The sequence below is a fragment of the Streptomyces sp. NPDC101237 genome (assembly GCF_044767465.1).
GTDB classification, from domain to species: domain Bacteria; phylum Actinomycetota; class Actinomycetes; order Streptomycetales; family Streptomycetaceae; genus Streptomyces; species Streptomyces gramineus.
Window position 1 is genome coordinate 1 of the sequence record NZ_JBIWNY010000022.1, and the last position, 17,765, is coordinate 17,765.

Genomic DNA, 17,765 nt, shown 5'->3' on the forward strand with positions numbered 1-17,765 from the left:
GGCCACCCTACCCCCCTAATCCTCCCCCCCTCCGCCCCTCCACAAGAAAAACACCCCCCCGTGGCCTGGGTGGTGGGGGCGCGGGTGGGTGGGGCCCCCCCGGCCCCCACCACTGTCCGGCAACCGCGGAGAGACAGAAGCATGCCGACGACCGACACCCTGGGCCGTACTCCGCAACGCGGGGATGCCCACTCCAACCGCAGACGCATCCTCGCGACCGCCCGGCAGGAACTACGGGACGACCCCGACGCGAGTCTCGACGTCGCCGCCGGCGGAGCACCGCAGAGGGCCGTTCCGGGTGGAGGACGTCATCAGGCGAGATCGGGCAGCGGGCGCCGGGTGACCTCATGGGCGTCGTCCGCAGCGAGGCCGAGCATGCGCAGGACCATCTCGGCCAGGTCGGAGGCGGCCTCGTCGCCGTCCAGGTCCGGGCGGTCCAGCCTGAGAGCCATCAGGGACAGCAGGATGCCGCCCAGGGCGGACAGGGCGGTGGTCGCGTTGTCGAAGGTGAAGCGGCCCGATGCGACGCCGATCTCCAGGTCGCGCAGGGCGCGCGGGGAGAGGCCGCTGTCCGAGTGGATGTGGGCCAGACCGCGGTCACGCAGGATCCGTAGCAGTTCCGGGTGGGAGTCGGCCATCCGGGCGGTGAGCCGGAAACCGGCCGCGACCAGCTCGGCCGGGTCGTCGATGCCTTCCACGCGCGCGTCGATGACCTGCCCGAACTCCTCCAGGGCGTCCGCCACCGCGGCGTCGAACAGCTCCGTCTTCGACTCGAAGTGGTTGTAGAAGGAGCCGAAGCCGACATCGGCGCGCTCGGCGATGGCCTGGATGCTGACGCTGGTGTCCCCGGTCTCCGCGAGGATCTGCCGGGCCGCGCGGACGAGCGCCTGACGGGTCTCGGCGCGGCGCCGCTCGAAGCGGTTCTTGGGCAGGGCTGACGTCGACATACCGCCCAGTGTAACCACCGACACGATGACACTGCCATTACTGATGAGGTCCTCAATATTTGGCCGCACCCATTGACGGAGTGAATCAGCAGAGTTGATGATTTCCTCATTACAGCAGTGTTGCTTGGAGGACACCATGTCCCATCTCCCCGTCGACAAGGGCGGTCCTCTGACGCCCCACCAAGACCTCCACAGTGAGCAGGGCGCCCTACGCGGCGAACATCCCGGACGATCCCGAAACCCCGTGATCAAGGTGGCGGACCTGGCCTGGTTGGAGTTCGAGAAACCCGACCTGGACCGGGCCGAGGTGTTCGCCCGTGACTTCGGCTTCGCGACCGCCGCTCGCACCCGGCACGAGCTGTGGCTGCGCGGCACGTTCGCAGGCTCTCCCTGCATGGTCATCCGGCGCGGGAACGCCTCCCGCTTCCTCGGGCCGGCGTTTCGCGCGGCCGAGCGGACCGATGTGGGCCGGCTGGCCGCAGCCGTCGGACACACCGTCCGGGACATCGACGTACCCGGCGGCGGACGGTCGGTCGCCCTGTTCGATCCCTCGGGCCTCCCGGTCCGGGTGGTGCACTGCGCCGAACCGCTGCCCGCACTGCCCGAGCAGCCGCCACTCACCCTCAACACGGGCACCGGACCCCGCCGTACGAACGCCACCCAGCGCCCGCCCCGCGAGCCGTCCCGCATCCAGCGCCTGGGCCATGTGGTGCTGGAGACACGGACGTTCGCCCGCACGCTGGACTGGTACCTGGACACCCTCGGGATGATCGTGTCCGACTTCCTGTTCCTGGACGGGCAGCGCGAGCGCGGGCCGACCATGGCGTTCATCCGCTGCGACCAGGGCAGCACGCCCGTGGACCACCACACCCTCGCCCTGCACCTCGGGCCCGGCGCCGGCTACGTCCACTCCGCCTACCAGGTCACCGACCTCGACGCGATCGCCGCCGGTGGGGAGTACCTGGCCGAGCGCGGCTACCGGCGCAGCTGGGGCATCGGCCGGCACATCCAGGGCAGCCAGCTCTTCGACTACTGGCGCGACCCCGACCGCTTCATGCTGGAGCACTTCGCCGACGGCGACCTGTTCTCCTGCGACCTCGAACCCGGATGGGCTCCGATGTCGGCGAGCGGCCTGGCCCAGTGGGGCCCGCCCGTCACCCGCGACTTCCTGGGCACCAACCCCTCGCCCGCCAAGCTCCGCGAGGTCATGACGGCCCTGCGCGACGACAACGAACTCGACCCCGCACGCCTGCTGGGCCTGATGAAAGCGATGAGCTCATGAGCACCAACGTTCTGCACACCCCTGGGGGCACCTCCCGCTCGAGCGAAGCCGAGAGTGGGGGAGGCTGGTGGGTCGTCCGGGACAAGCGCGCCGTCCGCATCGAGACCAAGGCGGTCACCACCGCCGAACTGCTCGCCGACCGTGACGCCGTGCGGGAAGCCGCCGCCTCCGGCGAAAGCGGCACACCCGTCGCCGACCTGGTGGCGCTGCCCCCGGTCACCACGCCCTGCCGCGTGGTGGCTCAGATGGTCAACTACCGCAGCCACGCCAAGGATTCGGGCTTCACCGGCGACATTCCGCCCACCTTCTTCCGTAAGGCGTCCGGATCGGTCAGCGGCCCGCACGACACGATCGTCCGCCCCACGCACGTGAACTTCCTCGACTACGAGGTGGAACTCGGCCTCGTCATGGGCGCGCCGCTGCCCGTGGGCACCGTCGTGGAGGAGCGGGACCTGCCGTCGTACGTCGCCGGGCTCGTCCTCACCAACGACGTCAGCGCCCGCGACGTCCAGCTGACCAAGACGCAGTTCTACGAGAGCAAGTCCTACCCGACCTTCACCCCGACCGGGCCGTACCTGGCCCTGCTGGAGCCCGAGGACTTCGCCCGCTTGATCGACCTGCGGCTGCGGCTGTCGGTGAACGGTGTGACGCGTCAGGACCGCACCCTGGCCGACATGATCGTGCGGCCCGCGCAGGCGCTCACCCTGCTCGCCCGCTTCCAGGCCCTCGCCCCGGGCGACCTGCTGCTGACCGGCACACCCGGCGGAACCGCCCTGAAGGCGCCGCCCAAGCCGGTCGCGAAGATCAGTGGGCTGCTGCCGCCCGCGCTGAAGTGGAAGGCGTTCTTCAACGGCCAGGCCAGGAATCCCCTGTATCTGCGCGACGGCGACCTCGTCACGGCCATGATCGCCACCCCCGACGGGCACATCGACCTGGGCGAACAGCGGACCGCTGTGGCGGACGCGACGTGAGCGCCACAGCCCGAAGACCGGTAGTGATCATCGGCGCCGGACCCGTGGGCGTCACGGCCGCGCTCCTGCTCGCCCGGCACGGAGTGCGCACTTTGCTCCTGGAACGCCACCGGGACATCTACCCACTGCCGCGCGCTGTCGTCATGGACGACGAGGTCCGCCGGATCCTGCAGAGCGTCGGCGTCCACGAGGAGTTCGCCGCCATCGCCCGGCCTGCGCCCGGGCTACGACTGCTGGACGCGCGGCGCCGCGTGATCAGCGAGTTCCCTCGGTCCATGCAGGGACTCCACGGCTTCCCGCAGCTGAGCATGTTCGACCAGCCCGAGCTGGAACGCCTGCTGCGGGGCGCCCTTGCGCGCAGCCCGGAGTGCGAGCTGTGGAGCGGGGTGGAGGTCGTGTCCGTCACCCAGTCCGACACGCCGAACACCGACGCACCCGACGATCCGACGGGCCCCGTCCGGGTCACCTTCCGGCGCGAAGGCGGCGACGAGGAGGAGCACCTGTGGGCCGATGCCGTCCTCGGCTGCGACGGTGCGGGCAGCCTTACCCGTGACGCCATCGGTGCCGCCTGGGAGGACCTGCACTTCCAGGAGAGCTGGCGGGTCATCGACGTGCGCACCAGCCGCCCGGTGCGGACCTGGGAAGGCGCCGAGCAGATCTGCTCCCCCACCAGACCGGCCACCTTCATGCGCATCAGCGACGACCGCTACCGCTGGGAGTTCCGGCTGGCCGACGACCAGAACCTGGAGGGCCCGGACGGATGGGAGCGCCTGCGCGAGCTGATCGCCCCTTGGGTGGATCTGCCGGCCTCGCAGAGCGACGACTTCGAGGTGATACGGCAGGCGCAGTACACCTTCCAGGCTCGTCTCGCCGACCGGTGGCGCAGGGGGCGGGTCTTCCTGCTGGGCGACGCCGCCCACCTGACCCCGCCCTTCGTCGGGCAGGGTCTGTGCTCCGGCCTGCGCGACGCCAACAACCTCACCTGGAAACTCGCCCGGGTCCTCCGACAGGGCGCTCCCGAGGAACTGCTGGACACCTACGAACGCGAGCGCAAGCCGCACGCCTGCCATGTGATCCGCCTGGCGGTCGCCGTCGGCTGGGCCATGACCGGAGGACAGGACCGCGGTGCGGCGTTTCGCCGGGCCGTCGTGGGCACGGTGTGTCGCATACCCGGCGTGACCGAGGCGGTGAGCCGTGACCTCAGCCCCGCTCTGGCCGTCGGCCCACTGGTACGGCGCCGGCCCAGGCTGGCCGGCCGCGTGCTGGCCGGCACCTTCTGCCCGCAGCCCTGGATACGGCACGACGGCAGGCGAGTACGCCTCGATGACGTCGTCCGGGACGCCTTCGTCGTCCTGACCGCCGTACCGGCCACGGCGCAGATGACGGCAGTGGCCACGGCACTGGACGCCCCGACGATCCACGTCGACGACCTCGGCGACGAGGGCACCCTCGCTGCCTGGCTGGCACGCGGCCGGGCCGACGCCGTCCTGCTGCGCCCCGACCGCGTCGTGATGGACACCGTCCCCGCCGGGACCGGCCGCTTCCCGGACCCCACGTCCTGGGCCTCCCTGCTCCACACGGCCCGCCGTACCACCGATGCCCGCCCCGTCTCCCTGCCGAGGAGCACCGCACCGTGACCACCCCGCATCCCACGCCGCATCCGGAACCGTTCCTGCCGCCCGACCCGAAGACGGCCGCCGGCAGCCGCATAGCGGACTTCGCCCGCTGGGCCACCCGGCGCAAGCATGCCGAAGGCATCGAGGATCCCACCGACTACCAGGCCCTGCACCGCTGGTCCGTCACCGACCTGGAAGGGTTCTGGGCGGCGGTATGGGAGTACTTCGACATCGACGCGACCACCCCGTACGAGCAGGTGCTGGCCGAGGAGACCATGCCCGGCGCCCGCTGGTTCGCCGGCGCCACCCTCAACTACGCCCACCACGCGCTGCGCAACCTGCACCCGGACGCACCCGCGATCACCGCACTGGACGAGACCGGGGCCGGCTACGAGATCACGGGACGGCAGCTGCGCACCCAAGTCGCCTCCGTCTCCGCCACCCTGCGCGACCTGGGCGTCGGCCAGGGCGACCGGGTGGTCGGCTACCTGCCCAACACCCCCCACGCCGTCATCGCCTTCCTCGCCACGGCCAGCCTGGGAGCGGTGTGGTCGGTGTGCGGCCAGGACTACGCCCCCAAGGCCGCAGCCGACCGCTTCGCCCAGCTCGAACCCACGGTGCTCATCACGGCGGACGGCTACCGCTTCAACGGCACCCGGCACGACCGCCGCGCCGCCTCCCTCGAACTGGCCGACGCCCTTCCCACACTCAAGGCCACGGTGCTTGTGGACCACCTGGGCCTCACCTGGCCCGAGGGCCGGCACACCAGCCTCACGGTTCTCTGGGAAGACGCCGCCACCCGCCCCGAACACCTCACCATCACGCCGGTGCCGTTCGACCATCCGCTGTGGATCGTCTTCTCCTCCGGCACCACCGGCCTGCCCAAGGGCATCGTCCACGGCCATGGCGGCGTCCTGCTCGAACATCTCAAGATCCTCGCCCTGCACTGCGACCTGGGCGTCGGTGACCGCCTGCTGTGGTACACCACCACCCACTGGATGATGTGGAACCTGGTCGTCTCCACCTTGCTGACCGGCGCCACCACCTGCACCTACGACGGCAGCCCCGCCCCGGTGGCGCGCCCGGGCATCCTGTGGGAGCTGGCGGCCCGCCACAAAGTCACCGTCTTCGGCACCAGCCCCCAGTACCTGCTGGCCATGGCCAAGCTGGGCATCGAACCCGGCGTGCACGACCTGTCGGCCATCCGCGCCATCGGCAGCACCGGCTCCGCCCTGCCCGCCTCCGCCTATCCCTGGGTCCGCGACCACGCGGGCGCCGGTATCCAGCTCGCCTCCACCAGCGGCGGCACCGACGTCGTCTCCGCCTTCGCCGGCAGCGCCCCCACGACCCCTGTCTGGGCGGGCGAGGTGTCCGCCCCCAACCTCGGTGTGGCGCTCGCGGCGTATGACGAGGCGGGACGGCCGGTCGTCGACCAGGTCGGCGAACTGGTCGTCACCCGCCCGATGCCCTCCATGCCGCTGTACTTCTGGAACGACCCCGACGGCAGCCGCTACCGTGACGCATACTTCACCGCCTACCCGGGCGTGTGGCGGCACGGCGACTGGATCACCCTCACCTCCCACGGCTCGGTGATCGTCCACGGTCGCTCCGACGCCACCCTCAACCGCAACGGCGTGCGCCTGGGCAGTGCCGACGTCCACGACATCGTCGAACGTCTTCCCGAGATCAACGAGGCGCTCGTCATCGGTGCGGAGGAACCCGACGGCGGCTACTGGATGCCCCTGTTCGTCGTCCCCGCGCCCGGTGTCACCCTGGACGACGCCCTGCGTGAGAAGATCCGCGAAGCCGTCCGCACCGGCGCCTCGCCCCGCCACGTCCCCGACGAGATCCTCGCCGTGCCGGCCATCCCGCACACCAGGACCGGCAAGAAACTCGAGGTCCCGGTCAAGCGCCTCCTCCAGGGCGCGCCTGCCGAGCAGGTCCTCAATCCCTCGGCGGTCGACAACCCGGACCTCGTCGCCTACTTCGCCGACCTGGGAGCCGAACGCCGCCGGGCTCGCCACCCGCACACCGTCAAGGACGCTTCATGAGCCTTTCCGCCGTCCTCGCCTGTCTGATCGTGCTGATCTTCGCCCTGCTGGGCGTAGCCAAGATCATGGCGCTCGGTCCGATGCCCGAGCTGGCCGCCCACGCCGGCTTCACCACCGCCTCCTACCGGTTGATCGGTGCGCTGGAGCTGGCGGGCGCCATCGGCGCGGCCTCGGCCCGGTCCTGCCGCTGTTCGGAGAGCTGGCCGGCCTCGGCCTGCTGATGCTGCTCGCCGGTCCTGTGACCACGCACGTGCGCAAGGGAGACCAACTGCCCGAACTCCTCCCCGCGAGGGTGTGCGCCGCACTGGTCGCCTGGTATCTCGTGCCGCTTGCCAGTGGCGGCGCGTGACGTGGGCCGAGCGGTGCGGCGAGCCCTGTGACACGCAGGACCGTCCTGCTCGTCGGCTGCTGCGCGCAGGTCGCGGAGGTCTCGGGTCCACTTAGCGAGCCCACGCCGGCGCTGGCAGACTGAATCTGTGGCTCCGCTGATGACCGCGACCGATCAGGCCGCGTCCTCATCGCTCACAGGCGCCGGTGTGGTGTCGGTCTGCGCATTGCTCTTCACCGTCGCGTCGTTCTGGTGGCTCAACGCCAGACAGGGGCGTCTGAAGACGTGGGAGCCTCATGCCTTCGCAGCGATCATCCACTCGTCCACCGCCCGCCTGCGGCTCCCGCTCGTCCTTCACAACACCGGTCCCAAGCCGATAGTCGTGCAGGACCTCATCCTGACCTTCCCTGACGAGCCCGCTTCCCACCTGCCGCTGCTGTGGGTGTCCTCGCCCTCCCGCCTCCAGCCAGGGCCGGACGAGGATGCGAAACTGCCGGCCGGCTTCGTCGTGCCCGGAAGAGAGGCGCAGCAACTCTTCGTCGAGTTCGAGGCACCCTTCTCCGGGTTCCTGCCGGAAGCCCGTGACTTCAAGGTCCAGCTCCAGGCAAGGGTCGGCCACCGCAAGGGGTGGCGCCGCCTGCTGACGTTCACCCTGCGGGCCGCCAACATCACCGATCCGGACCGCTACACCGTCTACAACAACGCGCCGGTCGAGCTGACGAAGGAGGACCAGAAAAGGGCGGATGCCGCACTCCGTGAGCTGTTGGAAGAACAAGGAGGCGACTCCGCTTCGGGCGGCGGGAGACAGCGGCATTCTTCCGAATCCGATGCCGACGGCGATGGCGACGGCGGCACGAGCAGCTGATGCAGCACCCGTCAGCCGAGCAAGCTCCCGCCGCGAGACGGAGATCACGGCTGATCGGGTCCGCCCAGCCTGAGGGCGCGTCTTACGGACGTGGCAGCGCGGTAACCAACGCCTTCTTCCGCTGCGCCGAGGGGCCAGGCAACGATGAGGCTGTACCGAGCGACAACCGGTCGGTAGCACGTGAAGCGCCAGGGGCCCGCGCCCGAGGGCAGCCTGACGATCGAACATCATGAGGTTCGGTCTTGTTGGTCCGCACGTCCCGGTCCGACGGGTAGCAGGTCGACCGTGTCCTTACGGGCGAACCTGCTGCCCGCCCCAGCTCCGGCCGCGAAGACGACCGCGCTCGCGCCTTCCAGATGCCCCACGACCTCACCGACCGTCGCCGATTCGAGGTCGCACACGACGGGCTCGGCGCCGACCGCCCGCAGATCGCTCGCTTGCTCCGGCCTGCGGATGATCCCGGCGACGTGCTCACCACGCGCGGCGAGCAACCTCTGACGACGACAAGCGGTGCACCGGCCCGTGCGGTGTGCCAGAGCAACCCCCGCGGGCACGGGGACGACACGCCCGGGGCGATCGCCTCCTCGGCGGTCAGCGAGCAACCCCGCGGGCGCGGGGACGACATCACCCCGTCGACGAGCCTGTCCGTCGCTGCCGAGCAACCCCCGCGCCCGTGGGAACGACTCCTTATAGAACAGGGGGACTCCTGGACCGCGTCCGAACCGGCGCATGGTGGCCCACATGTCGGCGATGCTGCCCGGTGTGCGCGTCAACGTCGACCCGGAGCCGGGCCCGGACCGCGGCGCCTTCCAGATCGGCGGCGAACGCTACCGCCTCGACCCGGGCGTCACCGAGTACGTGATGCTCGCGCGTCTCACCGCCGGCCAGCGCCCGGACGCCCGGCCGGTGTTCCTGTTCTGCGGGCAGCGCGCGATCACCAACCAGGCGGCCACCCGCTACCTCGCCCGCAATCACCAGCGGCTCGCCCGCAAGCACGGCAACAGCACGTTCGTGCTGCTCCTCAAGGTCGTCAACTCGCAGGCGTACGGGCCCGACGTGGTGGAACTCGTCGAGGACGTCACCCGGGCCGCGCAGGCTCCGCTGCCGCCCGCCGCGACCGCGCCCTCCCCCGCCTCGCACCGCGCCCCCTGATCGCCCGCACGATTCAACAATCGTTACTGGCACGTAACTTACCGACGGGTTACTTGCGGTAAGGCGTCGCGGCTACCGTCGGGTCACTTTGCACTGACACGAGTGAGGAGTGACCCATGGGACACGGTCGCACCACCGCCGCGGGGGCCGTCTCGGCGGCCCTGATCGCCGGCACCCTCATCGGCCTGGCGCCCACCGCCCAGGCCGCCGCTGCCGTCCGCTTCGTCGACATCACCGGCGACGGCGGCACGGTGCTCAAGGCGAACGTCGTCACGCCCGCGGACGCCGGCGCGGCACGGCGCCACCCGCTCATCGTGCTGCCCACGAGCTGGTCGCTGCCCCAGGTCGAGTACCTGGCCCAGGCCCAAAAGCTCGCCGACTCCGGCTACATCGTGCTCAGTTACAACGTGCGCGGGTTCTGGCAGTCCGGCGGGCGGATAGAAGTGGCCGGTCCGCCGGACGTGGCGGACGCGTCCAAGGTCATCGACTGGGCCCTCGCCAACACCGCGGCGGATCCCGCGCACATCGGCATCGCGGGAGTCTCCTACGGAGCCGGGATCAGCCTGCTGGCCGCCGCGCACGACAAGCGCATCAAGGCGGTCGGCGCGCTCAGCGGCTGGGCCGACCTGATCGACTCGATCTACTCCGGCCGTACCCAGCACGTCGAGGCGACGGCCCTGCTGGACGGCTCGGCGACCCTGACCGGGCGCGAGAGCCCCGAAGTCCGGCAGATCTTCCAGGACTTCTACGCCTCGAACCTGGAGCGGGAACAGGACATGATCGCCTGGGGGCGGAAACGTTCCGTCGCGAGCTACCTCGACCAGCTCAACGCGAACCGCCCGGCCGTCTTCATGGCCAACGCCTGGAGCGACTCCATCTTCCCGGCCAACCAGTACGCCGACTTCTACGGGAAGCTGACCGGCCCCAAGCGCCTGGAACTGCGTCCCGGCGACCACGCCACCGCCGAGCTGAGCGGCCTGCTCGGGCTGCCCAACGACGTGTGGACCGACACCGAGCGCTGGTTCGACCACTATCTCAAGGGCGCGGACAACGGCGTCGACCGCGAGCAGCCGGTCCAGCTCGCCTCGCGCACCGACGGCGGCTACGAGGGCTACCCGGACTGGAAGTCGGTGGGCGCCACCCGCACCGAGATGGCCCTCGCCGGGTCGGCCACGATCCACGCGAACGTCGACTCGGGCGCGGACGGCGGGGTGGTGCTCCTGTCCGGCCTGCTCGACCAGATCGCCCGGCTGCCCCCGGTCGCGTCGATCCCGCTGCTGCCCCGCCGCTGGGCCGCCGTCTGGCAGTCCGAACGGTACGGCAGCGCCCGGCGGGTGCGCGGCACGGCACGGCTGCACACCACCCTCACCCCGACCAAGGAGAGCGGCACCCTCGTCGCCTACCTGTACGACGTGGGCCCGCTCGGCCTCGGCAGACTGGTCACCCACGCGCCGTACACCTGGTACGACCGCACCCCCGGCCAGGCGTTCGACGTAGATCTTGACCTGTTCTCCACGGCCTACGACGTGCCGGCCGGGCACCGGCTCGCGCTGGTGGTCGACACGGTGGACCCGCTCTACATCGAGCACAACCCGTCCGGCGCGCAGCTGACCTTCTCCTCGCCGGTGGACGACCCGTCGTACGTGTCCGTCCCGCTGCGCGAGCAGTGATCTCCGGCTGCCGCCGGCCGGGCCTGGCCCTGGCTGCCGCCCCCTACGGCAGCAGCGTCCCCGGTTCGGCCGGGGCCGCCACGGCGGCCTCGGTCCTGGGACCGCGCTGCTCCCTTCCGGCCGCCCGGCCGGCGAACCACGAGAGCAACATGCACATCCCGATGTAGATCGGCGAGATCACCATCACCACGGGGATGAAGGGCAAATCGTAGTCGAGGTTGGACGCGATCAGTTTCCCGGCATGGAGGAACTCCTCGTAGGTGATGAGGTAACCCAGCGAGGTGTCCTTGAGGGCCACCACGAGCTGACTGATGACGGCGGGCAGCATGGCCCGCACGGCCTGCGGCGCCAGGACGTACGACATGACCTGGGTCTTGCGCATGCCGAGCGCGAACGCGGCCTCCCGCTGGCCGCGTTCGACGCCGTTCACCCCGGAGCGGAACACCTCGGCGAGCACCGAGCCGTTGTAGAGGGTGAGTCCGGCGACCAGGGCGGGCAGCGGATGGACCTTGAGCGCCACGAAGATGAAGAAGATCATGACCAGGACGGGCATGGCACGGAAGAACTCCACGACGGCGGTGGCCGCCAGGCGCACCGTGCGGTGCTCGGAGAGCCGGCCGGTGGCCAGCAGTCCGCCGAGCGCCAGGGAGAGGGCGGCGGCGGCCGCGAACGCCTTGAGCGTGTTGCCGAGGCCCCGCAGCAGGAGTTCCTGGATTCCCTCGTAGGCGAAGGGCATCCACTTGGTCCGCGTGAACTGGGCGGTGTCGACGAGCAGATACAGGATCCAGAGGGCCAGGCCGAGCACGGCGAGGACCGACAGGGCGCCGTACAGCGCGTGCCGTCGCCGGGTGCGGGGTCCCGGGACGTCGTAGAGCGCACTCGCCTCGGTCATCGGGCGATCCCCCACTTCCGCTCCAGCAGGCCGAACAGCGCGCTGATGGCCAGGGTGACGAGGAGGTAGCCGGCGGCGATCCAGACGAACGTCCAGACGATGTCGTAGCCGAGTTCGCTCAGCGTCCGGTAGGTGCCGAGGAGTTCGGTGACGCTGAACGCTCCCGCGATCGCGGAGTTCTTGGCGAGCGCGATGAGGGTGGAGCCCACCGGCTGGATGACCGAACGGAACGCCTGCGGCAGGATCACCAGGCCGAGGGTCTGCCCGAAGGTCATGCCGAGGCTGCGGGCGGCCTCGCCCTGCCCCTTCGGCACGGTGTTGATGCCGGCGCGCAGCGCCTCGCAGACGAACGCCGAGGTGTAGCAGCCGAGCGCGAGGACCGCGAACACCTCGAAGGGCAGCACGAGTCCGAACCGGGGCAGGCCGAGCAGCACCGCGAAGAACAGCAGGGTGAGCGGGGTGTTGCGGAGCACGGTGACCCAGGCCGTGCCGAGGAACCGCAGCGAGCCGACGGGCGCGACCCGGAAGGACGCCGTCAGGAAGCCCAGGACGAGGGCCAGCGCCGAGGCGTAGACGGTCAGCCGGAGGGTGCCGAGGAAACCCTCGGCGTACGTGCGGAAGTTGTCCGTCAGGACGTTCATGCCGGCCTCGCTCAGCTCGCGGGATAGCGGTCGATCGGGGGCGGTTTCGGGGCGGGCACGCCGGACAGGCCGAGCGTCGCGTCGTACGCCTTCTTCCAGTCGCCGTTCTTCTCACGGGCCGCCAGCGCGTCGTCCATCGCGAAGCGCAGCGCGGGGTCGTCGCGCGGGACGCCGATGCCGTACGGCTCACGGGAGAAGGGCCTGCCGACGACCTTGAGTTCGCCGGGGGCCTTCGCCGCGTAGCCGATGAGGATCGCGTCGTCGGTGGTGACGGCGGCGACCTGGTAGGTGAGCAGGTTGTCCACGCACACCGAGTAGGTGTCGTAGGCGACGAGGACGGCCTTCGGGTAGTCGGCCTTGATCCGCTGGTACGGCGTCGACCCGGCGGCCGAGCAGACGCGCCTGCCCGCGAGGTCCCGCGGGCCGTGGATGTCGTTCTCGTCGTGGCGCACCAGCAGGGACTGGCCCGCCAGGTAGTAGGGCCCGGCGAAGCCGACCAGGTTCCGGCGGTTGGCGTTGATGGTGTAGGTGCCGACGTAGTAGTCGATCTGGCCGTTGCGCAGGGCGGTCTCGCGGTTGGCGGAGGCGATGGTGCGGAAGCGGACGGTCGCCGGCGCGAGCCCGAGGGAGGCGGACATCATCCTGGCGATCTCGATGTCGAAGCCCGAGTAGGCGCCGGTGGCCGGGTCCCGCTCGCCGAGGTAGGGCTGGTCCTCCTTGGCGCCCACGACGAAGTAGCCGCGCCGTGTCGCCCTGGTCCAGGTCCGGGACGCGGGCAGCCGCACGTTCCGCGCCACCTGGTAGTGCGGGAGCGTCCCGGCCGCCGGGCCCTTCCGGGGCGGGCTGCCCTCCTTGCCGCAGCCCGCGGTCGCGGCGGCGGCGAGCAGCGCGGCAGACAGGACGCCCAGCAGGGCGGGGACGGCGGGCGGACGGGTGCTGTGGAACATGGTCGCGCTCCCCGCTCAGTGCTTGAGGATCGTGGCCAGGAAGTCCCTGGCGCGCCGGCTGCGCGGGGCGGTGAAGAACTCCTCCGGGGCGCGGTCCTCGACGATCCGGCCGTCGGCCATGAACACCACGCGGTGCGCGGCGGAGCGGGCGAAGCCCATCTCGTGGGTGACGACGACCATGGTCATGCCGTCCCGGGCGAGCTGCCGCATCACGTCGAGGACTTCGTTGATCATCTCGGGGTCGAGGGCCGAGGTGGGCTCGTCGAAGAGCAGGGCCCTGGGCTCCATGGCGAGGGCGCGGGCGATGGCCACGCGCTGCTGCTGGCCGCCGGAGAGCTGGGCGGGGAACTTCGCGGCGTGCGCCGACAGGCCCACGCGGTCCAGGAGCTCCAGCGAGCGCCGGTCGGCCTGCTCCCTGCCGCGCCGGCGGACCTTGACCTGGGCGAGGGAGACGTTCTGCAGGACCGTCTTGTGGGCGAAGAGGTTGAAGGACTGGAAGACCATGCCGACCTCGGCGCGGAGCCGGGCGAGGGCTTTGCCCTCCTCGGGGAGGGGCCTTCCGTCGAGCGTGATCCGGCCGGACTGGATGGTCTCCAGGCGGTTGATCGTGCGGCACAACGTCGACTTTCCCGACCCCGAGGGTCCGATGACGGCGACCACCTCGCCCTTGCCGACGGTGAGGTCGACGTCCCGCAGGACGTGGAGCTTCCCGTAGTACTTGTTGACGTCACGCAGCTCGATCAAAGGATCGGCGGCCATACGCAGCCCTACCCACTCTCAGCCGTGTCGTGGTCGCCGCAAACTATCCAGCCGGGCGAGGACGTGCGGCACGACACGCACTTGTCGGGTATTAGCCGTATTTACACCGTCTTTATGGCGGCCGCCGCCGGTCAGGCCTCGGCGACCTCCGCGTAGAGCTGGGACAGCTCGGGGACCCCGCTCGCGGCCCAGTCGTGGCCGGACTCCACGACCTCGATCTCCCGCCCGGACGTCAGCCGCACGACCGGCTCACCGTCCGCGCGGATCTCCCACCGGGCGCCGGGCACGGTCCGGATCAGCACGGTGCCCAGATACAGGCCGGCGTCGGTCCCGAGCCAGGTCAGGGTCTCCTCGTCGTCCCGCCAGCGCGGGATCAACTGGTCGAGGGCCTCCAGCGAGGCCGGGGTGTCGTCGAGCACGACACCCTCCTCGGCCGCCTGGGCGCGCAGCAGCTCGCACTCGGCGAGCAGGTCGGGATCGGCGGTCGGGGGGACACCGCCGGCCTTGGCGTGCCTGTTGCCCAGAAAAGGGATGTTCATGGAGTCAGGTTGGCACCTACACGTCCAGGTCCACCACCACCGGAGCGTGATCGGAGGCACCCTTTCCCTTGCGCTCCTCACGGTCCACGTAGGCGTCCGACACGGCCTTGGCGAAGGGTTCGTTGCCGTACACCAGGTCGATGCGCATGCCGCGGTTCTTCGGGAAGGCGAGCTGGCGGTAGTCCCAGTAGGTGTATGGGCGGTCGTACTTCAGCGGGCGCGGGACCACGTCGGACAGGCCGGTCTCCCGCAGGGCGGTCAGGGCGGCGCGCTCGGCCGCGGTGACGTGGGTCAGTCCCTCGAAGGCGGCCGGGTCGAAGACGTCCTCGTCCGTCGGCGCCACGTTGTAGTCGCCGAGGACCGCGAAGGGGCGGCTGCCGCCCGCGTCCCCGGCCACGGCGGCCTTGAGGGCCTCGAACCAGCGGAGCTTGTAGGCGTAGTGCGGGTGGTCCACCTCGCGGCCGTTGGGCACGTACACCGACCAGACGCGGACCGGGCCGCAGGTCGCCGAGATCGCGCGGGGCTCCACGCTCCCGTCGTAGCCCGGATCGCCGGGCAGGCCCTTGACGACGTCCTCCAGGCCGACCCTGGACAGCACCGCCACGCCGTTCCACCGGCCGGTGGCGTGCACCGCCGCCTCGTAGCCCAGCTCGCGCAGCTGTTCCGCGGGGAACTGCGCCTCGGCGACCTTGGCCTCCTGGAGGCAGAGCACGTCGGTGCCGCTGCTCTCCAGCCAGGCGAGGAGCCTCGGCAGGCGGGCGGTGATCGAGTTCACGTTCCAGGTCGCGATGCGCATGCCCGACAACCTACCGGGCCCCTGTGACAACGGGTCTCAGACGTCCGCCGAGGTCCCCGGGGCCAGCCGCTGGTGGTCCGCGCCGCCCAGGGCGCCGATCTGGTGGTCGTAGATCGGGCGGGCCAGGTCGGTGAGCAGGGCGTCGTGGATGTCGTAGGCGCGCCGCGGCTTCACCTCGCGGACGTAGTCGATGACCTCGGAGATCTTGTTCCAGGGCGCCATCACCGGGAGCATCAGCGTCTCGACCGGCAGGCCGGGGACCGTGAGGGCGTCGCCGGGGTGGAAGACCTTGCCGCCGTCGACGAGGAAGCCGACGTTGGTGATGCGCGGGATGTCGGGGTGGATCACCGCGTGCAGCTCGCCGTGCACCTGGACGTCGAACCCGGCGACGGTGAAGGCGTCGCCGTGGCCGACGGTGTGCACCCGGCCCGGGAAGGCCGCCGCGAGCTGGTCGGCGACCGACCTCAGGGTCCAGATCCCGACGGCCGGGTCGGCGTCCAGCGCGGCCCGCAGCCGGCCTTCGTCGAAGTGGTCGGCGTGCTCGTGGGTGATCAGGATCGCGTCCGCGCCGACGGCGGCGTCCTGCTCGCTGAACCCGCCGGGGTCGAGGACGAGCGTGCGCCCGTCCTTCTCCAGGCGCACGCACGCGTGGGACATCTTCGTGAGCTTCATGGTCACCATCCTGCCCCCGCGCCGTCCGTCAGTCCTCGGGAGTGGTCTCCTCACGGATGATCCGCTGGGCGACACGGAAGGCGCTGTTCGCCGCCGGCACTCCGCAGTACACCGCCGCCTGGAGCAGGACCTCCTTGATCTCGGCCGGGGTGAGGCCGTTGCGCAGGGCCGCCCGGACGTGGAAGCCCAGCTCCTCCAGGTGGCCGCCGGCGACCAGCGCGGTGAGGGTCACGCAGCTGCGCGAGCGCCGGTCCAGTCCCGGCCGGTCCCAGATCTCGCCCCACGCGTAGCGGGTGACCAACTCCTGGAAGTCGCCGGAGAACTCGTCGGCCTGGGCCAGCGCGCGGTCCACGTGCGCGTCGCCGAGCACCTCGCGGCGGACCTTCAGTCCCGCGTCGTAGGGATCGGGCCGTCCGGACGGCTTGGGCGCGACCGCGGCCGGGGCGATCTCGGCGCGAGGCGTGACCTGCGGCGCGACCTGGGGCACGGCCTGCGGCACGAGCGGCAGGACCGGCTTCGGCGGGGCGGCCGGGATGGCGATCTGGCCGGTGGTCGAGTCGTAGGCGGGCTGCCAGGCGGTGGAGAAGTGCCGCACCAGCAGGTCGGTGACGGCGACGGGCTGCTCGACCGGGACCAGGTGGGAGGCGCCGGGCACCACGGCGAGGCGGGCGTCGGGAATCCCTGCGACCAGGGTGCGGGCCTCGGCGGGTCCGGTGACCTGGTCGTCCGAGCCGACCAGGACGAGCGTGGGCACGCCGATCCGGCCGAGTTCGTGCCGTACGTCGAAGCCCGCCAGGGCCTCGCAGGCGGCGATGTAGCAGCCGGGGTCGGTGGTGCGCACCATCTGGACGGCCCACTCGGTGATGGCGGGCTGGGCGGCGGCGAACCCGCCGGTGAACCAGCGCTCCGGTGACGTCCGGGCGATCGGGTCGAGGCCGTTGGTCCGCACGATCACACCGCGCTGGCGGAACTCGTCCGCCGTCCCGAACCGGGGCGAGGCGGCGACCAGCGCGAGCGAGGCGATCCGCTCGGGGTGCCGCAGGGCCAGTTCGATGCCGACGGCGCCGCCGAGCGCGCAGCCCGCGTAGCCGAAGCGCTGCACGCCGAACGAGTCGAGCGTGGCCAGCAACCGGGCGGTCAGCTCGGCCACGGAACCGGCCGGGTGGGCCGGGGAGCCGCCGTGTCCGGGCAGGTCGTAACGGAAGACCCGCCACTGCTGGGTCAGCTCCGGGACCTGCCGGTCCCACATGTGCCAGGTGGTACCCAGTGAGGGACCGAGGATCAGGAGCGGGGCGTCTTCCGGACCGTCAAAGCGGTATTGCAGGGTGTTCATCGGTGTCTCACTCACCCGCCTGACCCTCTCATCTGTCACGAGATGTCACATCGCCGGGATGAAACCTCGCGGACCTTGCCACGCTCCGGCACCGCCAGACCTGCCGACGAGAGCCCAGGCATAGGTTATCCGCTGCCCGGCGCAGGACCCCGTTCTCCTGCTCCAGCAGCTTGATCCGCCGCCGAGCCTCCCGCAGCTCCGCGCGGTCAAGGCTGGTCACTCCAGGCCTGGTCCCGTCATCGATGTCCCCCTGGCGCATTCCACTTCCACCACGTCATCGGATGGACCCCGAAGCCGGTGGCCA

The 17,765-nt window shown here is 71.0% G+C and carries 16 protein-coding genes and 2 pseudogenes; 8 read left to right on the forward strand and 10 right to left on the reverse strand.

Annotated elements, in window-relative coordinates; all coding sequences use genetic code 11:
- Positions 1-311: 311 nt before the first annotated feature.
- Positions 312-947: a TetR/AcrR family transcriptional regulator gene (locus tag ACIRQ9_RS28980; protein WP_404179703.1), complete on the reverse strand. Its 636-nt coding sequence runs from the start codon at positions 945-947 to the stop codon at positions 312-314.
- A gap of 136 nt (positions 948-1,083) precedes the next feature.
- Here ACIRQ9_RS28980 and ACIRQ9_RS28985 point away from each other — a divergent pair, with 136 nt between their 5' ends.
- The 6 genes from ACIRQ9_RS28985 (at position 1,084) to ACIRQ9_RS29010 (ending at position 8,060) form a co-directional block, all read left to right on the forward strand.
- Positions 1,084-2,229, forward strand: a complete 1,146-nt coding sequence (locus tag ACIRQ9_RS28985) for a VOC family protein (RefSeq protein WP_404179706.1) — start codon at positions 1,084-1,086, stop codon at positions 2,227-2,229.
- The gene (locus tag ACIRQ9_RS28990) at positions 2,226-3,200 is read left to right on the forward strand and encodes a fumarylacetoacetate hydrolase family protein (protein WP_404179709.1); all 975 of its coding nucleotides are present in this window, start codon (positions 2,226-2,228) and stop codon (positions 3,198-3,200) included. The genes ACIRQ9_RS28985 and ACIRQ9_RS28990 overlap by 4 nt, the downstream gene beginning before the upstream one ends.
- The gene (locus ACIRQ9_RS28995) at positions 3,197-4,837 is read left to right on the forward strand and encodes a bifunctional 3-(3-hydroxy-phenyl)propionate/3-hydroxycinnamic acid hydroxylase (protein ID WP_404179712.1); all 1,641 of its coding nucleotides are present in this window, start codon (positions 3,197-3,199) and stop codon (positions 4,835-4,837) included. The genes ACIRQ9_RS28990 and ACIRQ9_RS28995 overlap by 4 nt, the downstream gene beginning before the upstream one ends.
- On the forward strand, positions 4,834-6,867 hold the full coding sequence (locus ACIRQ9_RS29000) for an acetoacetate--CoA ligase (RefSeq protein WP_404179715.1): 2,034 nt from the start codon (positions 4,834-4,836) through the stop codon (positions 6,865-6,867). Before ACIRQ9_RS28995 ends, ACIRQ9_RS29000 begins: the two co-directional genes overlap by 4 nt.
- On the forward strand, positions 6,864-7,088 hold the full coding sequence (locus ACIRQ9_RS29005; protein WP_404179718.1) for a DoxX family protein: 225 nt from the start codon (positions 6,864-6,866) through the stop codon (positions 7,086-7,088). Before ACIRQ9_RS29000 ends, ACIRQ9_RS29005 begins: the two co-directional genes overlap by 4 nt.
- Positions 7,089-7,355: 267 nt before the next feature.
- Positions 7,356-8,060, forward strand: a complete 705-nt coding sequence (locus ACIRQ9_RS29010) for a hypothetical protein (protein ID WP_404179721.1) — start codon at positions 7,356-7,358, stop codon at positions 8,058-8,060.
- 278 nt (positions 8,061-8,338) lie between these two features.
- On the opposite strand, the pseudogene ACIRQ9_RS29015 reads toward ACIRQ9_RS29010, so the two are convergent.
- A pseudogene (locus ACIRQ9_RS29015) lies at positions 8,339-8,596 on the reverse strand (NAD(P)H-binding protein); the annotation flags it as partial.
- A gap of 172 nt (positions 8,597-8,768) precedes the next feature.
- On the opposite strand from ACIRQ9_RS29015, the pseudogene ACIRQ9_RS29020 reads away from it, so the two are divergent.
- Positions 8,769-9,212, forward strand: a pseudogene (locus tag ACIRQ9_RS29020) (hypothetical protein); the annotation flags it as partial.
- Positions 9,213-9,328: 116 nt separating this feature from the next.
- Positions 9,329-10,882, forward strand: coding sequence for a CocE/NonD family hydrolase (locus ACIRQ9_RS29025; protein WP_404179723.1), 1,554 nt, complete (start codon positions 9,329-9,331; stop codon positions 10,880-10,882).
- A 43-nt stretch (positions 10,883-10,925) separates the two neighbouring features.
- Here ACIRQ9_RS29025 and ACIRQ9_RS29030 read toward each other — a convergent pair whose 3' ends face one another.
- The 8 genes from ACIRQ9_RS29030 to pcaC all read right to left on the reverse strand — a co-directional run bounded on the left by ACIRQ9_RS29030 (position 10,926) and on the right by pcaC (position 17,476).
- Positions 10,926-11,774 (reverse strand): amino acid ABC transporter permease, encoded by an 849-nt coding sequence (locus ACIRQ9_RS29030; RefSeq protein WP_404179726.1) that lies wholly within the window; start codon positions 11,772-11,774, stop codon positions 10,926-10,928.
- The gene (locus ACIRQ9_RS29035) at positions 11,771-12,415 is read right to left on the reverse strand and encodes an amino acid ABC transporter permease (RefSeq protein WP_404179729.1); all 645 of its coding nucleotides are present in this window, start codon (positions 12,413-12,415) and stop codon (positions 11,771-11,773) included. The genes ACIRQ9_RS29030 and ACIRQ9_RS29035 overlap by 4 nt, the downstream gene beginning before the upstream one ends.
- An 11-nt stretch (positions 12,416-12,426) precedes the next feature.
- Complete coding sequence (locus tag ACIRQ9_RS29040; protein WP_404179732.1) at positions 12,427-13,362, reverse strand: glutamate ABC transporter substrate-binding protein; 936 nt, start codon at positions 13,360-13,362, stop codon at positions 12,427-12,429.
- Between the two features lie 15 nt (positions 13,363-13,377).
- Positions 13,378-14,121, reverse strand: a complete 744-nt coding sequence (locus ACIRQ9_RS29045) for an amino acid ABC transporter ATP-binding protein (RefSeq protein ID WP_404179735.1) — start codon at positions 14,119-14,121, stop codon at positions 13,378-13,380.
- Between the two features lie 131 nt (positions 14,122-14,252).
- Positions 14,253-14,660 (reverse strand): DUF6278 family protein, encoded by a 408-nt coding sequence (locus tag ACIRQ9_RS29050; RefSeq protein ID WP_404179738.1) that lies wholly within the window; start codon positions 14,658-14,660, stop codon positions 14,253-14,255.
- A gap of 16 nt (positions 14,661-14,676) precedes the next feature.
- Positions 14,677-15,456 carry an exodeoxyribonuclease III gene (locus ACIRQ9_RS29055; RefSeq protein ID WP_404179741.1) on the reverse strand — a complete coding sequence of 260 codons (780 nt, stop codon included), beginning with the start codon at positions 15,454-15,456 and terminating at the stop codon, positions 14,677-14,679.
- Positions 15,457-15,492: 36 nt separating this feature from the next.
- Positions 15,493-16,128: an MBL fold metallo-hydrolase gene (locus ACIRQ9_RS29060; RefSeq protein ID WP_404179744.1), complete on the reverse strand. Its 636-nt coding sequence runs from the start codon at positions 16,126-16,128 to the stop codon at positions 15,493-15,495.
- A gap of 28 nt (positions 16,129-16,156) precedes the next feature.
- On the reverse strand, positions 16,157-17,476 hold the full coding sequence (gene pcaC, locus ACIRQ9_RS29065) for a 4-carboxymuconolactone decarboxylase (RefSeq protein WP_404179747.1): 1,320 nt from the start codon (positions 17,474-17,476) through the stop codon (positions 16,157-16,159).
- Positions 17,477-17,765: the final 289 nt, after the last annotated feature.

Bases quoted from the DNA above. Each gene is read 5' to 3' on its own strand.
- ACIRQ9_RS28980 (WP_404179703.1), bottom strand. From the start codon at position 947: ATGTCGACGTCAGCCCTGCCCAAGAACCGCTTCGAGCGGCGCCGCGCC.
- ACIRQ9_RS28985 (WP_404179706.1), top strand. From the start codon at position 1,084: ATGTCCCATCTCCCCGTCGACAAGGGCGGTCCTCTGACGCCCCACCAA.
- ACIRQ9_RS28990 (WP_404179709.1), top strand. From the start codon at position 2,226: ATGAGCACCAACGTTCTGCACACCCCTGGGGGCACCTCCCGCTCGAGC.
- ACIRQ9_RS29005 (WP_404179718.1), top strand. From the start codon at position 6,864: ATGAGCCTTTCCGCCGTCCTCGCCTGTCTGATCGTGCTGATCTTCGCC.
- ACIRQ9_RS29010 (WP_404179721.1), top strand. From the start codon at position 7,356: ATGACCGCGACCGATCAGGCCGCGTCCTCATCGCTCACAGGCGCCGGT.
- ACIRQ9_RS29025 (WP_404179723.1), top strand. From the start codon at position 9,329: ATGGGACACGGTCGCACCACCGCCGCGGGGGCCGTCTCGGCGGCCCTG.
- ACIRQ9_RS29030 (WP_404179726.1), bottom strand. From the start codon at position 11,774: ATGACCGAGGCGAGTGCGCTCTACGACGTCCCGGGACCCCGCACCCGG.
- ACIRQ9_RS29035 (WP_404179729.1), bottom strand. From the start codon at position 12,415: ATGAACGTCCTGACGGACAACTTCCGCACGTACGCCGAGGGTTTCCTC.
- ACIRQ9_RS29040 (WP_404179732.1), bottom strand. From the start codon at position 13,362: ATGTTCCACAGCACCCGTCCGCCCGCCGTCCCCGCCCTGCTGGGCGTC.
- ACIRQ9_RS29045 (WP_404179735.1), bottom strand. From the start codon at position 14,121: ATGGCCGCCGATCCTTTGATCGAGCTGCGTGACGTCAACAAGTACTAC.
- ACIRQ9_RS29050 (WP_404179738.1), bottom strand. From the start codon at position 14,660: ATGAACATCCCTTTTCTGGGCAACAGGCACGCCAAGGCCGGCGGTGTC.
- ACIRQ9_RS29055 (WP_404179741.1), bottom strand. From the start codon at position 15,456: ATGCGCATCGCGACCTGGAACGTGAACTCGATCACCGCCCGCCTGCCG.
- ACIRQ9_RS29060 (WP_404179744.1), bottom strand. From the start codon at position 16,128: ATGAAGCTCACGAAGATGTCCCACGCGTGCGTGCGCCTGGAGAAGGAC.